Source organism: Burkholderia sp. MSMB617WGS (assembly GCF_001532025.2).
GTDB classification, from domain to species: Bacteria; Pseudomonadota; Gammaproteobacteria; order Burkholderiales; family Burkholderiaceae; genus Burkholderia; species Burkholderia savannae.
The window spans coordinates 788966-802279 of the sequence record NZ_CP013457.1 but is presented as its reverse complement, the minus strand read 5'-3'; the positions used below and the strand labels follow the sequence as shown (position 1 = coordinate 802279).

16 protein-coding genes and 1 other RNA gene are annotated in these 13314 nt (G+C 67.7%); 7 read left to right on the top strand and 10 right to left on the bottom strand.

Annotated elements, in window-relative coordinates; genetic code table 11:
• The first annotated feature begins 65 nt into the window (after positions 1-65).
• From ruvB to WT60_RS04075, 3 genes are all read left to right on the top strand, one after another.
• Entirely contained in the window at positions 66-1136 is a 1071-nt protein-coding gene (gene ruvB / locus WT60_RS04085) for a Holliday junction branch migration DNA helicase RuvB (protein WP_038754162.1), read from the top strand.
• A gap of 26 nt (positions 1137-1162) precedes the next feature.
• Positions 1163-2116 (top strand): oxygenase MpaB family protein, encoded by a 954-nt coding sequence (locus WT60_RS04080; RefSeq protein ID WP_060356317.1) that lies wholly within the window; start codon positions 1163-1165, stop codon positions 2114-2116.
• 120 nt (positions 2117-2236) lie between these two features.
• On the top strand, positions 2237-3385 hold the full coding sequence (locus WT60_RS04075) for a ParB/Srx family N-terminal domain-containing protein (protein WP_060356318.1): 1149 nt from the start codon (positions 2237-2239) through the stop codon (positions 3383-3385).
• Positions 3386-3487: 102 nt separating this feature from the next.
• On the opposite strand, the gene WT60_RS04070 is transcribed toward WT60_RS04075, so the two are convergent.
• From WT60_RS04070 to WT60_RS35640, 4 genes are all read right to left on the bottom strand, one after another.
• Complete coding sequence (locus WT60_RS04070; protein ID WP_038754171.1) at positions 3488-4150, bottom strand: histidine phosphatase family protein; 663 nt, start codon at positions 4148-4150, stop codon at positions 3488-3490.
• Between the two features lie 34 nt (positions 4151-4184).
• Positions 4185-4643: a D-aminoacyl-tRNA deacylase gene (dtd, locus tag WT60_RS04065; RefSeq protein ID WP_059583364.1), complete on the bottom strand. Its 459-nt coding sequence runs from the start codon at positions 4641-4643 to the stop codon at positions 4185-4187.
• A 79-nt stretch (positions 4644-4722) separates the two neighbouring features.
• Positions 4723-5964, bottom strand: a complete 1242-nt coding sequence (gene tyrS / locus WT60_RS04060; protein ID WP_038754173.1) for a tyrosine--tRNA ligase — start codon at positions 5962-5964, stop codon at positions 4723-4725.
• A complete protein-coding gene (locus tag WT60_RS35640; protein ID WP_081990061.1) occupies positions 5918-6148 on the bottom strand; it encodes a hypothetical protein in 231 nt (76 codons plus the stop codon). The genes tyrS and WT60_RS35640 overlap by 47 nt, the downstream gene beginning before the upstream one ends.
• On the opposite strand from WT60_RS35640, the gene WT60_RS04050 reads away from it, so the two are divergent.
• Positions 6119-7288: an anhydro-N-acetylmuramic acid kinase gene (locus WT60_RS04050; RefSeq protein ID WP_060356340.1), complete on the top strand. Its 1170-nt coding sequence runs from the start codon at positions 6119-6121 to the stop codon at positions 7286-7288. The genes WT60_RS35640 and WT60_RS04050 overlap by 30 nt on opposite strands.
• A 103-nt stretch (positions 7289-7391) precedes the next feature.
• Here WT60_RS04050 and WT60_RS04045 read toward each other — a convergent pair whose 3' ends face one another.
• Together WT60_RS04045 and WT60_RS04040 are read right to left on the bottom strand one after the other, a co-directional pair.
• Positions 7392-8090 (bottom strand): glutathione S-transferase N-terminal domain-containing protein, encoded by a 699-nt coding sequence (locus WT60_RS04045; protein WP_038754176.1) that lies wholly within the window; start codon positions 8088-8090, stop codon positions 7392-7394.
• Positions 8091-8094: 4 nt separating this feature from the next.
• Entirely contained in the window at positions 8095-8799 is a 705-nt protein-coding gene (locus tag WT60_RS04040; protein WP_038754179.1) for a glutathione S-transferase N-terminal domain-containing protein, read from the bottom strand.
• 107 nt (positions 8800-8906) lie between these two features.
• On the opposite strand from WT60_RS04040, the gene WT60_RS04035 reads away from it, so the two are divergent.
• Positions 8907-9785 carry an AraC family transcriptional regulator gene (locus WT60_RS04035; RefSeq protein WP_038754182.1) on the top strand — a complete coding sequence of 293 codons (879 nt, stop codon included), beginning with the start codon at positions 8907-8909 and terminating at the stop codon, positions 9783-9785.
• A gap of 116 nt (positions 9786-9901) precedes the next feature.
• On the opposite strand, the gene erpA is transcribed toward WT60_RS04035, so the two are convergent.
• The 3 genes from erpA to rplM all read right to left on the bottom strand — a co-directional run bounded on the left by erpA (position 9902) and on the right by rplM (position 11309).
• The gene (erpA, locus tag WT60_RS04030; protein WP_010106366.1) at positions 9902-10270 is read right to left on the bottom strand and encodes an iron-sulfur cluster insertion protein ErpA; all 369 of its coding nucleotides are present in this window, start codon (positions 10268-10270) and stop codon (positions 9902-9904) included.
• A gap of 206 nt (positions 10271-10476) precedes the next feature.
• A complete protein-coding gene (gene rpsI / locus WT60_RS04025) occupies positions 10477-10869 on the bottom strand; it encodes a 30S ribosomal protein S9 (RefSeq protein WP_038754186.1) in 393 nt (130 codons plus the stop codon).
• A gap of 11 nt (positions 10870-10880) precedes the next feature.
• On the bottom strand, positions 10881-11309 hold the full coding sequence (gene rplM / locus WT60_RS04020) for a 50S ribosomal protein L13 (protein WP_004522094.1): 429 nt from the start codon (positions 11307-11309) through the stop codon (positions 10881-10883).
• Between rplM and WT60_RS33375 the strand changes: the two genes are divergently transcribed.
• Together WT60_RS33375 and WT60_RS04015 are read left to right on the top strand one after the other, a co-directional pair.
• The gene (locus WT60_RS33375) at positions 11308-11526 is read left to right on the top strand and encodes a hypothetical protein (protein WP_145986723.1); all 219 of its coding nucleotides are present in this window, start codon (positions 11308-11310) and stop codon (positions 11524-11526) included. The two genes, rplM and WT60_RS33375, sit on opposite strands and share 2 nt — an antisense overlap.
• Before the next feature lie 452 nt (positions 11527-11978).
• A complete protein-coding gene (locus WT60_RS04015) occupies positions 11979-12401 on the top strand; it encodes an OsmC family protein (protein WP_060356319.1) in 423 nt (140 codons plus the stop codon).
• Positions 12402-12497: 96 nt separating this feature from the next.
• Here the strand turns inward: WT60_RS04015 and rnpB are convergent.
• An RNA gene (rnpB, locus tag WT60_RS04010) (RNase P RNA component class A) lies at positions 12498-12909 on the bottom strand.
• Positions 12910-13314 lie beyond the last annotated feature (405 nt).

Sequence of the window (13314 nt, the reverse complement as noted above, 5' to 3'; positions counted from 1 at the left end):
CGCCGCCAGGCGACTCGGCCGTTCGGCCAGGTTGGCCGGAGCACGCCGCGCGGTACAATGGCCCCATGATCGAAACCGACAAACTCGCCGCCGAGCGGATCATTGCCGCCACGCCCGCGTCTTCGCACGAAGAGGCGTTCGAACGCGCGCTGCGCCCGCGCCAGCTCGACGAATACGTCGGCCAGGAAAAGGTGCGCGGCCAGCTCGAAATCTTCATCGAGGCCGCGAAGCGTCGCGCCGAAGCGCTCGACCACGTGCTGCTGTTCGGACCGCCCGGCCTCGGCAAGACGACGCTCGCGCACATCATTGCGCGCGAAATGGGCGTGAATCTGCGCCAGACGTCCGGCCCCGTGCTCGAGCGGGCGGGCGACCTCGCCGCGCTCCTCACGAACCTCGAAGCGAACGACGTTCTCTTCATCGACGAGATCCATCGCCTGTCGCCCGTCGTCGAGGAAATCCTGTATCCGGCGCTCGAGGATTACCAGATCGACATCATGATCGGCGAAGGGCCCGCCGCGCGCAGCGTGAAGCTCGACCTGCAGCCGTTCACGCTCGTCGGCGCGACCACCCGCGCCGGGATGCTGACGAACCCGCTGCGCGACCGTTTCGGCATCGTCGCGCGGCTCGAATTCTATGACGCCGAGCAACTGTCGCGGATCGTGCGGCGCTCGGCGTCGCTGCTGAACGCGCAGATCGATCCGAACGGCGCGCTCGAGATCGCGAAGCGCTCGCGCGGCACGCCGCGGATCGCAAACCGGCTGCTGCGCCGCGTGCGCGACTACGCGGAAGTGAAGGCGGACGGCAACATCACCGCGTCCGTCGCGGACGCCGCGCTCGCGATGCTCGACGTCGATCCGGTCGGCTTCGACCTGATGGACCGCAAGTTGCTCGAAGCGATCCTGCACAAGTTCGACGGCGGACCGGTCGGCGTCGACAACCTCGCCGCCGCGATCGGCGAGGAGCGCGACACGATCGAGGACGTGCTCGAGCCGTACCTGATCCAGCAGGGCTTCCTGCAGCGCACGCCGCGCGGCCGCGTCGCGACGCTCCTTACCTACCGGCACTTCGGGCTCGCCGCGCCGGACGCCGCGAGCCCCGTGCGCAACCTCTGGGGCACGCCGGACGCCGAGGGCTGACGCCCCCCGTCCCGACGAGTCGACCGATGTCCGCCCCGCTTCGCGACCGCCCCGCCCGCTCCCCGATCGGACATCCGCTCGTCGAGCGCGTGCGCGCCCGCGTCGCGGGCGGCGTCACGCATCTGACGTCCGGCAGCGGCCCGTCGCTCGACTACTCGTCGCCGCCGGGCGACCCGGGCCTCTTCGGCCCCGACGCGGTGTGCTGGAAGGTGCATGCCGATTTCACGTCGATGATGACGGGCGGAATCTCCGCGCTGCTGCTGCAGGCGCTGCACCCGCTCGCGCTCGCGGGCGTGTGGGACCATTCGACGTTCCGCACCGACATCCTCGGCCGCCTGCGCCGCACCGCGACGTTCATCTCCGGCACGACGTACGGCAGCCGCGCCGATGCGCTGAAGCTGATCGAACGCGTGAAGGCGATACACGAGACCGTCGTCGGCACGGGGCTCGATGGCCGCCCGTATCGCGCGAGCGATCCCGCACTGCTCACGTGGGTGCACGTCGCCGAGGTGTCGAGCTTTCTCGCCGCGCACCTGCGCTACGTGAATCCGCTGTTGCCGGGCGCCGATCAGGACCGCTACTACGCGGAAACCGCGCGCATCGCCGAGCTGCTGGGCGCGACGAACGTCCCGAAAACGCGCGCCGACGTCGCCGCGTACTTCGCCGCGACGCGCCCCGAGCTCGAAGCGAGCGAGCGCACGCACGAGGTGGTACGGACCCTGATGAACGTGCCGGTGCCGAGGCCGGCGATGCGCCCCGCCGCCGCGCTCCTTTTCAACGCCGGCGTCGATCTGTTGCCGACGTGGGCGCAACAGATGCTCGGCCTGTCGTCGCTCGCGCCGGTGCGCCGCGCGCTCGTTCGGCCCGGCGTGCGGATCGTCGCGCCGGTGATCCGCTGGGCGCTCGTCAACGGCGTATCGAAGCGCGCACGCCGGCGGGTGTCCGCCCGGCCGGAGCAGCCGGGCCCCAACGGCACGTAGCCCAACCCGTCGCGTTCATTTCAAATACCTGTCACATCCATTCGCGATGCTGACGGGGCCGCACGCGCATCAATCGCGCGTCGCCATCCCCGCCAAACCCACCATCGACACCAGCCAACGATGCCGCGTCCGCTCTTCCGTCTCGTCGCCGCCACCGCCTTTCCGCTCGTCGCCGCGCTCGCCGCCTGCGGCGGCGACGGCACGGCGCCCGCCCCACCGATTGCCGCCGTCGATGCGGGCGCCGCCGGCTCCACGCGCGGCCACGCGACGCAGCCTGGGCCGAGCGCGGGCAGCCCGTCGCCGAAGGCGCCCGCCTCCGCGCCGGGCAAATGGAAAGGCGCGCGCACGGGCGACATGCTCGACGTCGCGCTCGGCGAACTGCATCCGACGCAAGGCGCGCTCGGCTACGACCAGATCTATTACAAGCTCGGCCGCTACGAACGGCAGCCCGACAAGAAGTTCGACGACTTCTGCGCGGACGAAGGGCTCGGCGGCCTCGCGTCGAACGGCTACGCGACGCAGTCGACGTTGCGCGACGCCGCGAGCTACGCTTGCGCGACGAGCGCCGACGCGCGCGAGCGCGCCGTGCTCAATCCCGTCGTCATCGGGCCGAACGGCGACATGCTGTACGTGACCGACGGCCACCACGGCCTGTCGACCTATTACGAGACGCCCGACGGCGGCGCGTCGCTGCACGTGCACGTCGTCGTCAAGGACAACCTGAGCGACTACTCGGGCGCGGCGTTCTGGCAGCAGATGCAAAGCCGCGGCTACACGCGCCTGAAGGACGGAGACGGCCGGCCGATCGCGGCGGACCAGCTGCCCGCCGGCCTCGGCCTGAAGCTCGGCATGCAGGACGACCGCTACCGGTCGCTCGTCTATTTCACGCGCGACATCGGCTATGCGAAGCCCGCGCAGGCGACCGACTATCTCGAGTTTTACTGGGCCGACTGGCTGCGCCGGCAGCCGGAAGCGTTCTCACTCGCGGGCTACGACCTCGCGCGCGCGGGCGCGACCGATCCCGACCCGGCGACGGCGGACACGGGCTACCTGAATGCGGTGTGGAATGCGTCGGCGCGGATGGTCGCGTCGATCGATCCGGTGATCGACGGCAAGACGGGCGCGGACCTCGGCCGCGCCGATCAGATCAACGGCGGAAAGAAATACGGCAAGGGGGAATTCGACAAGCTGCGCCAGCCGATCACGGCCGACAAACCCGGCAAGATCGCGTACGCGCTCGATTACAAGTCGCGCCGCGGGCTGCGCTGAAGCGCGGCGGCGGCTAAGGCCATGCGCCGCGACGATCCGGAGCGCCTCGCGGCCGCGCCCACGTTCAGGCTCGCGCGCGCGAAGCTCGCGACCGCTCGCCCGTCACAGCACCTTTCGATAGCCGTCGTCGTCGCTCGCGTCGCTCAGGTGATCGACGTCGGCCCAGCGCACGATACGCGCGCGGCCATCGTCATAATCGACGACGTTCACGCTCGTGTTCAACAGCGCGTGCTTGCGCGGCGCGTCGAGCGGCAGATCGTTCGCGAAACGGTATACGCAGTCGAGCACGCCGCCATGCGCGACGCACGCGATGCGCCCGCCCGGATGCGCGGCGACGATCCGCTCGACCTCGTGCAGCACGCGATGATAGAACGCGCGGTGCGATTCGCCGCCTTCCGGCTCGAAGCCGGGATCGCGTGTCTGCCACTGCGCGAACGCGTCGGGAAAACGCGCCTCGATCTCGACGCTGTCGTGCCCCTGGAACACGCCGTACGCGCGCTCGCGCAGCCCTTCGCGCAGCGCGAGCGGCAGGCCGAGCGCATCGGCGGCCGGCTGCGCGGTCTGCCGCGCGCGCGACAGGTCGCTCGAATAGACGGCATCGATGCGCGCGCCGGCGCGTGCGTCGCGCGCGAGCCGGTCGGCCAGCTGCCGCGCCTGCGCGAGCCCCGTGTCGGCAAGCGGAATGTCGATGTGGCCTTGAATCCGCTTGATGCGGTTCCAGGCCGTCTCGCCATGGCGGATGAAGAGAATCTGCGTCGTGGCCATCGGTGCGGTCTCGAATCGAAGCGTCAAGGGCGTGTCACGGGCGCGTCTGCAACCAGAACGTCACGGGACCGTCGTTGACGAGCGACACCTGCATGTCGGCGCCGAACTCGCCCGTCGCGACGATCGGATGGCGCTCGCGCGCCGCGCGCACGAAGTAGTCGAACAGGCGCTCGCCCTCGTCGGGCGGCGCGGCGGGCGTGAAGCTCGGGCGCAGGCCGCTGTTCGTGTCGGCCGCGAGCGTGAACTGCGACACGAGCAGCAGGCCGCCCGCGCGCCCCGCGCCGTCGATGTTCGACACGGGCAGGTTCATCTTGCCCGCCGCATCGCTGAACACGCGGTAGCCGAGCACCTTCGCGAGCAGCCTGTTCGCGACCGCCTCGGTGTCGCCGCGCTCCGCGCAGACGAGCGCGAGAAGACCGGCGCCGATCTCGCCCGTCACGCGGCCGCCGACGCGCACGTCGGCGCGCTTCACGCGCTGGATCAACGCGATCATGCGCGCGCCTGCGTCACGCGCGCGGCGCGAACGATGCACGCGGCGCGCGGCGCGCGCCGCCGAGCGGCGAACCGCGCGCTCATGCGGTGAGCGTCACGCGCGCGAAGCGGCGCTTGCCGACTTGCACGACGAATTCGCCCGCGTCGAGCTTCAGCGCCTTGTCGGACACCGTCGCGCCGTCGATCTTCACGCCGCCCTGCTCGATGTTGCGCAGCGCCTCGCTCGTCGACGGCACGAGCCCCGCCAGCTTCAGCAACTGGCCGATCGCGAGCGGCGCGCCCGCGAGCGTCACCGTGGGAATATCGTCCGGCACGCCGCCCTTCGCGCGGTGGTTGAAGTCCTCGAGCGCGCGCTCGGCGTCCGCGCGCGAATGGAAGCGCTCGACGATCTCCTGCGCGAGCATCACCTTGAAGTCGCGCGGATTGCGGCCGCCCTCGGCCTCGCGGCGGAACTGCGCGATCTCGTCGAGGCCGCGGAACGACAGCAGCTCGAAGTAGCGCCACATCAGCACGTCCGAGATGCTCATCAGCTTGCCGAACATGTCGCTCGGCTTCTCGCTGATGCCGACGTAGTTGCCCTTCGACTTCGACATCTTCTCGACGCCGTCGAGGCCTTCGAGAAGCGGCATCGTCAGGATGCACTGCTGCTCCTGCCCGTACTGCTTCTGCAACTCGCGGCCCACGAGCAGGTTGAACTTCTGGTCGGTGCCGCCGAGCTCGAGATCGGCGTTCAGCGCGACCGAGTCGTAGCCTTGCATCAGCGGATACAGGAATTCGTGGATCGAGATCGGAATGCCGCCCTGGAAGCGCTTCGTGAAATCCTCGCGCTCGAGCATCCGCGCAACCGTGTAGCGCGACGCGAGCTTGATCATCCCGTCCGCGCCGAGCGGCATCGACCATTCGCTGTTGTAGCGGATCTCGGTCTTCTCGCGGTCGAGCACGAGCGCGGCCTGCTCGAAGTAGGTCTTCGCGTTTGCTTCGATCTGCTCGCGCGTAAGCGGCGGGCGCGTCGCGTTGCGGCCCGACGGATCGCCGATCAGCGACGTGAAGTCGCCGATCAGGAAAATCACCGTATGGCCGAGATCCTGCAGCTGGCGCATCTTGTTCAGCACGACCGTGTGGCCGATGTGGATGTCGGGCGCGGTCGGATCGAGGCCCAGCTTGATGCGCAGCGGCTTGCCCGTCGCCGCGCTTTTCGCGAGCTTCTGCGCGAACTCTTCCTCGATCAGCAGCTCGTCGACGCCGCGCTTCGTGACGGCGAGCGCGTGGCGAACCTCATCGGTGATCGGGAAGGCGGGCTTGGAAGTGGGATCGGTGCTCATCGGTGCAAGAGGAAGAAATGTCGCAAAAAGAGCGATTTTCCCATAAGTTGCGCGCGGACCGCTTAACGGCGCGCTCGCATGCGCGGATAATCGGCGACGATGGCGCGCGGCGAGCCTTCCGCGCGCCCCCCATCTCGATTCCGGAGCGATGAACGTGGCGTCCAACCGCATGCAACCCGGCCATCCCGCGGATGGCGTGTATTTCGGCCTGATGTCGGGGACGAGCATGGACGGCGTCGACGGCGTCGCCGTCCGCTTCGAGGCGGGCAAGCCGCCCGCCGTGCTGTCCGAGGCGTTCGTCGGCTTCGCCGACACGCTGCGCGACGCGCTCTTCGCGCTGCAGCAGCCGGGCGGCGACGAGATCGAGCGCGAGGCGCTCGCCGCGAACGCGCTCGCCGCGCGCTACGCGGTGTGCTGCCACGAGCTGCTGCGCGCGGCGGGCCTCGCGCCCGAGAACGTGCGCGCGCTCGGCGTGCACGGCCAGACGGTGCGCCACCGGCCCGAGCGCGGCTACACGCGGCAGATCAACAATGCCGCGCTGCTCGCGGAGCTCACGCGCATCGACGTGATCGCGGACTTCCGCAGCCGCGACGTCGCCGCGGGCGGCCAGGGCGCGCCGCTCGTGCCGGCGTTCCACGCGACGGTGTTCGGCTCGCCGGACGAGACGCGCGTCGTCTGCAACCTGGGCGGCATCAGCAACATCACGATCCTGCCCGCCGCGCACGACGCGCGTGACGCGCGCAACGATCCGGTGCGCGGCCTCGACTGCGGCCCGGCGAACGCGCTGATCGACGCATGGGCCGAACGCCACCTGAAACAGCCGTTCGACGACGGCGGTCGTTTCGCGGCGCGCGGCACGGTGCACGAGGCGCTCCTCGCCGCGCTCCTCGACGAGCCGTATTTCCGGCAGGGCGCGCCGAAAAGCACGGGGCGCGATCTCTTCAACGCCGATTGGCTCGACGCGAAGCTCGCCGGCTTTCCGGGCCTCGCGCCCGAAGACGTGCAGGCGACGCTCACGATGCTGACGGCGGCCACCGTCGCCGACGAAATCGCACGGCATGCGAGCGACTGCCGGGCCGTCTACGTATGCGGCGGCGGCGCGCGCAACCCGGTGTTGCTCGACACGATCGCGGCCGCGCTCGCGGCGCGCGGGCTCGACGTGCCGGTCGACACGACGACCGCGCTCGGCGTGCCGCCGCAGCAGGTCGAATCGCTCGCGTTCGCGTGGCTTGCGTACCGCTTCAACGCGCGCGCGCCGGGCAACGTGTCGGCCGTCACGGGCGCGGCGGGCGAACGCGTGCTGGGCGCGCTGTACCCGCGCTGAGCGGGCCGGCTTCGCCAAAGCCGCCCCGCACCGCACCGCTTCCGCCGAGCGACCGCGCGCACGCCGCGGCCGCGGCGCCGGCCCGCGCCGGCTGCCGCGCGCGTCAGCGAACCGAGCTCGCGTCCTGCCCGAACAACACGCTGCGCGAGTTCTGATCGACGGTCGGCGCAACGTTGATCTCCTTCGCCCGCTCGTACGCGCGCACGGTGGCGGGCCGTTCGGCGACCCGCGCGAACCACGCGGCGAGGAACGGGAAATCCGCGAGGCGCTGCCGCTGCCGCTCGTGCGGCACGATCCACGGGTAGCACGCCATGTCGGCGATCGAATATTCGCCCGCGATGTAGTCGCGCCCGTCCGACAGATGCTTGTTCAGCACGCCGTACAGCCGCGACGTTTCCTTCACATAGCGGTCGATCGCATACGGCAGCGGCTCGGGCGCGTACTGCACGAAGTGATGGTTCTGCCCCGCCATCGGGCCGAGCCCGCCCATTTGCCAGAACAGCCACTGCAGCGTTTCGTTGCGCCCGCGCAGGTCGGCCGGAATGAAGCGTCCGATCTTGTCCGCGAGATACAGCAGGATCGCGCCGGACTCGAAGATCGACAGCGGCGCGCCGCCGTCGGCGGGCGCGTGATCGACGAGGGCCGGAATCCGGTTGTTGGGCGCGATGCGCAGGAAATCCGGCTCGAACTGCTCGCCGCGGCCGATGTTGACCGGCACGATCCGGTACGGCAAGCCGGCCTCCTCGACGAACATCGTGATCTTGTGGCCGTTCGGCGTGGTCCAGTAGTAGAGATCGAGCATCGCGTCAGGCCTCCGCGCCGGTTGCGGACGCAAGCCGCGCGTTCTGCGGAAACAGCACGCGGCGCGCGTCGTCGTCGAAATCGGTCTTGAACGCGTGGCGCGCCTTCAGCGCCTCCGCGCGTTGCGCGGCGGGACGCGCGTTGATCTCGTCGAACAGGCGCTTCACGTTCGGCAACTGCTCCCATGCGCCGTCGCCGAGCACGAACGGGATCGCACGCGCCCAGCCCCACACCGCCATGTCGGCGATCGTGTAGCCGTCGCCGACCATGTAGCGGCGGGTGGCAAGGCGTTCGTCGACGATGCGCCAGTGGCGCCACGCCTCGAAGTCGTAGCGGTTCGCCGCATACGCTTTCGGCTCCGGCGCGAAGTGCCTGAAATGCACCGCCTGGCCGCAGTACGGGCCGATCCCCGTCGCGACGAACATCAGCCACGACAGCAGCTCGCCGCGCGCGGCGGGCGTGTCGTCCGGCAGGAACTGGCCGGTCTTCTCCGCGAGATACAGCAGGATCGCGTTGCTGTCGAACACGGTCACATCGCCGTCGACTAGCGCGGGCGTCTTCGCGTTCGGATTGATCGCCTTGAACGCGTCACCGTGCTGCTCGCCTTTGCGCGTATCGACGGGCACGAGTTCATAAGGCACGCCGGCCTCCTCGAGGAACAACGCGACCTTGGCCGGGTTCGGCGACGGGTGATAGAAGAATCGGATCATCGAATGAGTCCTCCTGGTCATGCGGGACAGTGAGCTGAGTTGCCAATGTATCGCATGCACTGAGACAATATGCGCCGACAAGTCCCAATTGCTTGACCAATCGTCCCATGAACGATCGCCTGAAAGGTCTTCTCGCCCGCTTCGAGCTGCACGCCCGCGTGTTCCACTTCGGCACGCTGCCCGGCACGTCGACATTCGATATCTGCGAGGACGGCTTCCACATGCACCTGCTGCGCTCGGGCGCCGTCTGCGTGACAGGCGGTGCGCTCGGCCTGCACGCGGTGCCCGAGCCGAGCGCGCTGTTCATCCGGCGGCCCGGCAGGTACCGGATCGAAGCGCGCGGCGGCATGCCCGCCGAGGTCTTGTCCGCTGCGATCGAATTCGGGCTCGGCGACGAAAATCCGCTGCTGCGCGGCCTGCCCGATCTGCTCGCGATCCCGCTTGCGTCGATGTCGTCGCTCGACGCCGTCCAGCATGCGCTGTTCGCCGAGGCAAGGGCGCCCGCGTGCGGTCACGATACGGTGATCAACCGGCTGACCGAAGTGCTCGTCGTGCAATTGCTGCGCTTCGTGATGCGCAACCGGCTGGTGGCGAGCGGCTCGCTCGCCGGGCTGTCCGACGCCCGGCTTGCCAAGGCGCTGAACGCGCTGCATGCGGACCCGGCGTTGCCGTGGACGCTCGAACGGATGGCCGCCGCGGCCGGCATGTCGCGCTCGCGCTTCGCCGCGCATTTCGCGGACACGGTCGGCGTGCCGCCCGGCGAATATCTACTCCAGTGGCGAGTGGGGCTCGCGAAGACGCTGCTGCGGCGCGGCTACGCGGTCAAGGAAATCGCGCCGGAAGTCGGCTACGGCAGCGCGAGCGCGCTCACGCGCGCATTCGCGCAATGCACGGGACACGCGCCGACCGATTGGCTCGCGCATGCGAGCGACGCAGTGCGCACGGCCGACGCAGCAGCGCCGGAAATCGGCGCGCGCGCGGCGTGAGCCGATGTAGCAGGCGCGTGCGCGATGATGCGCTCCCGCTTCGCCGCTCCGGTCGGCGACGGCGGGCCAAAAAAAACGGGGCATTCAGCCCCGTTTTTCGTCGGATGCGGATGCGCTCAGACCGAGAACGACGAGCCGCAACCGCAGGTCGTGGTCGCGTTCGGGTTCTTGATGACGAATTGCGCGCCGTTCAGATCGTCCTTGTAGTCGATCTCGGCGCCGACGAGATACTGATAGCTCATTGCGTCGACAAGCAGCACGACCCCGTTCTTGTTGAGCACGGTGTCGTCCTCGTTGACGTCCTCGTCGAACGTGAAGCCGTACTGGAAGCCGGAGCAGCCGCCGCCTTGCACGAACACGCGCAGCTTGAGCTCGGGGTTGCCCTCTTCGTCGATCAGTTGCTTGACCTTATCGGCCGCCGCGTCGGTGAAGACGAACGGAGCCGGCATCTCGGTAGTTGCCGCGGATTCGGTAACAGCGTTCATGCGAACTCTCCAAAAAACCATTGCCTGCTATTGTAGGACTGATCCGCAGATCGTGCTGGCGCAGGCGAAATCAAGTGGCGCGCCGGCGTTTTTCGCGCATTCGTTGCGCCGACGCAAGCCGGCCGCACATAAAAAAACCGCCAGTGCGAAAACTGGCGGTTTTTCTTGCAGCGATGCCGCCCGAAGGCGGCGTGCGGCACGAGCGATTAACGCTTCGAGAACTGCTTGGCGCGGCGTGCCTTGTGCAGACCGACCTTCTTACGCTCGACTTCACGGGCGTCGCGCGTGACGAAGCCCGCGCTCGACAGCGCCGGCTTCAGCGTCGCGTCGTAGTCGATCAGCGCGCGGGTGATGCCGTGGCGCACTGCGCCTGCCTGACCCGTTTCGCCGCCGCCCGTCACGTTCACCTTGATGTCGAACGTCTGGCCGTGGTTCGTGAGTTCCAGCGGCTGACGCACGATCATCAGCGACGTTTCGCGCGAGAAGTAGTCGGAGATGGGCTTGCCGTTGACGACGATGTCGCCCTTGCCAGCCTTGATGAAGACACGAGCGACTGCGCTCTTGCGGCGGCCCGTACCGTAGTTCCAGTTACCGATCATGTGGGCTCCCCTTAGATCTCGAGCGCTTTCGGCTGTTGAGCCGAATGCGGATGCGTGGCTTCAGCGTAGACCTTCAGCTTCTTGATCATCGCGTAGCCGAGCGGGCCCTTCGGCAGCATGCCCTTGACCGCCTTCTCGAGCGCGCGGCCCGGGAAGCGTTCCTGCATCTTGCCGAACGTCGTTTCATAGATGCCGCCCGGGTAGCCCGAGTGACGGTAGTACTTCTTGTCCAGCGTCTTGTTGCCCGTGACCTTCAACTTGCTCGCGTTGATGACGATGATGAAATCACCGGTGTCGACGTGCGGGGTGAACTCAGGCTTGTGCTTGCCGCGAAGACGGCGTGCCACTTCGCTGGCGACACGGCCGAGAACCTTATCCGTCGCGTCAATCACGTACCATTCGCGCGTCACCTCATGGGCTTTTGCGGAAAACGTCTTCATGATCGATCCAAAATTGATTGCTGATGCCCAAGCGTTCTTTCCTGCTTGTCTGCTCTTGGCAGGCGCTTCGTGGCGCGATGCAGGCTCTCCCTGTTCTTTTTCCGTGGGCAATGAATGCGGAAAAGCCCTGAATTATAAAGGAAATCGATTCAGGAGGTCAAAGAAATCCGACTTCCTCCGGCTTGCGCCGACGACGAAGCACGCTTCGCAGGCGTGAAATCCCCGCCGAAGGGCCAGCGAAGCTTGCATCGGACGAAAAAAAGCCCGAACCGCTGGTTCGGGCTTAATCCACCAAAGGAGGAGGGTGGAGGAGACATGCTGAGGTTGTCGCAGCGCGACAACCAATGCTTCGCATTATACGAACCGGAAGCCGTCAGCACAAGAAAAACCGCATAGAGAAATTAAATCCCATAATACGGAAACGACCCGTCTTCGGGCACTGAAAATTTTCCCTTTTAAATCAACTTCATATGCGAATTCATGTGAACAAATGCCCTTTACGGCTAGAGTAAAACCCCTAATGATCGGAGGGCGTTCGGTGCGGCCCCGAGCGGGCGCGAAGCGCCGTCGGGCGCCGCCTCCGCCCGTCTTGCGGCGCATCAGCCGACCGTTGCCGGCAGGGCTACAATGCCGAATTACAACCGAATCAAGCAACGCTGGAGCTCGCGCATGGAATGCAAAGTTAGCTGGATGGGGCAGGATGGCATGGCGTTCGCCGCCCAAACGGGCAGCGGCCACCTCGTCACGATGGACGGCGCGCCCGAAGGCGGCGGGCACAATCTCGCGCCGCGCCCGATGGAGATGGTGCTCGTCGGCACGGGCGGCTGCACGGCCTATGACGTCGTGCTGATCCTCAAGAAGAGCCGCCAGGAAGTCACGGGCTGCTCGGTGACGCTGCAGGCGGAGCGCGCGAGCGAGGACCCGAAGGTGTTCACGAAGATCCGCTTCCACTTCACGGTGACGGGCCGCAACCTGAATCCCGCGACCGTCGAGCGTGCGATCAACCTGTCGCACGACAAGTACTGCTCCGCATCGATCATGATCGCAAAGACGGCCGAACTGTCGCATTCGTTCGAGATCGTCGCCGCGTAACGCGCTTCGCCCGTGGCGCGAGCGCGTGGCCGCGCGGCTCGCGAAAAGGAAAAAGGCCGGCGCCGCATGATGCGGCGCCGGCCTTTCGTCATCGTGCGGCAAAGCGGGCCGATAAGCCGGATTCTGTGCAGGCCGCGCATCCGAAGACGCGCGGCCCGTGGCAGCCATTCCTCTAGGCGCGCCATTGCTGACGCGCTCAAGCTTCCTACCCGCAGACGAGACGGGGGCACCGTCCTGCATCCGAAGATGCGCGCCTGCCTACTTGGAATTGCTCCGGGTGGAGGTTACCGTGCCGGTCTGCGTCGCCGCAGCCGCGGTGCGCTCTTACCGCACCGTTTCACCCTTGCCTGATCCCGGCTTGCGCCGGGCCATCGGCGGTTTGCTTTCTGTTGCCCTGTTCCGCGTGTCGCCACGGATGGCCGTTAGCCATCACCCTGCCCTGTCGGAGTCCGGACTTTCCTCGCCCTTCGCGGCGAACCGCGAAAGCCGCGACTGCCTGGCCTGCTTTGCGAGCGGGATTCTAGCACCGCGGCGCGGCGCTCGCTTGGGGCGGGTTGAGTCGATGCATCGCCGATTCGGTGGTCGATCGCGCGTTGCGTGCGGATTCGCGCTAGGTTGGGACTCGTGCGCCGTTGCTTGGCGCTTGGTGCTTGGCGCTTGATTAGCGCCGGCCGACATCCGGCTCGAGCGCCCGTTCGTGCCCCTCCTGAGCTCCAGGTCCGGCTTTAGTCGGATTCTGATTTCAGCTGCGGCGCTCGCGACGAAGTTCAGGGTTGGGCGCTGTCGCTGAATGCGCGGGCACTTGGCACTTGGCACTTGGCACTTGGCACTTGGCACTTGGCACTTGGCACTTGGCACCTGGCACCTGGCACCTGGCACCTGGCACCTGGCACCTGGCAACTGGCAACTGGCA

Coding starts and splice junctions, on each gene's coding strand:
- ruvB (WP_038754162.1), top strand. CDS start 66: ATGATCGAAACCGACAAACTCGCCGCCGAGCGGATCATTGCCGCCACG.
- WT60_RS04080 (WP_060356317.1), top strand. CDS start 1,163: ATGTCCGCCCCGCTTCGCGACCGCCCCGCCCGCTCCCCGATCGGACAT.
- WT60_RS04075 (WP_060356318.1), top strand. CDS start 2,237: ATGCCGCGTCCGCTCTTCCGTCTCGTCGCCGCCACCGCCTTTCCGCTC.
- WT60_RS04070 (WP_038754171.1), bottom strand. CDS start 4,150: ATGGCCACGACGCAGATTCTCTTCATCCGCCATGGCGAGACGGCCTGG.
- dtd (WP_059583364.1), bottom strand. CDS start 4,643: ATGATCGCGTTGATCCAGCGCGTGAAGCGCGCCGACGTGCGCGTCGGC.
- tyrS (WP_038754173.1), bottom strand. CDS start 5,964: ATGAGCACCGATCCCACTTCCAAGCCCGCCTTCCCGATCACCGATGAG.
- WT60_RS35640 (WP_081990061.1), bottom strand. CDS start 6,148: ATGGCCGGGTTGCATGCGGTTGGACGCCACGTTCATCGCTCCGGAATC.
- WT60_RS04045 (WP_038754176.1), bottom strand. CDS start 8,090: ATGCTCGATCTCTACTACTGGACCACGCCGAACGGCCACAAGATCACG.
- WT60_RS04040 (WP_038754179.1), bottom strand. CDS start 8,799: ATGATCCGATTCTTCTATCACCCGTCGCCGAACCCGGCCAAGGTCGCG.
- WT60_RS04035 (WP_038754182.1), top strand. CDS start 8,907: ATGAACGATCGCCTGAAAGGTCTTCTCGCCCGCTTCGAGCTGCACGCC.
- erpA (WP_010106366.1), bottom strand. CDS start 10,270: ATGAACGCTGTTACCGAATCCGCGGCAACTACCGAGATGCCGGCTCCG.
- rpsI (WP_038754186.1), bottom strand. CDS start 10,869: ATGATCGGTAACTGGAACTACGGTACGGGCCGCCGCAAGAGCGCAGTC.
- WT60_RS33375 (WP_145986723.1), top strand. CDS start 11,308: ATGATCGATCCAAAATTGATTGCTGATGCCCAAGCGTTCTTTCCTGCT.
- rplM (WP_004522094.1), bottom strand. CDS start 11,309: ATGAAGACGTTTTCCGCAAAAGCCCATGAGGTGACGCGCGAATGGTAC.
- WT60_RS04015 (WP_060356319.1), top strand. CDS start 11,979: ATGGAATGCAAAGTTAGCTGGATGGGGCAGGATGGCATGGCGTTCGCC.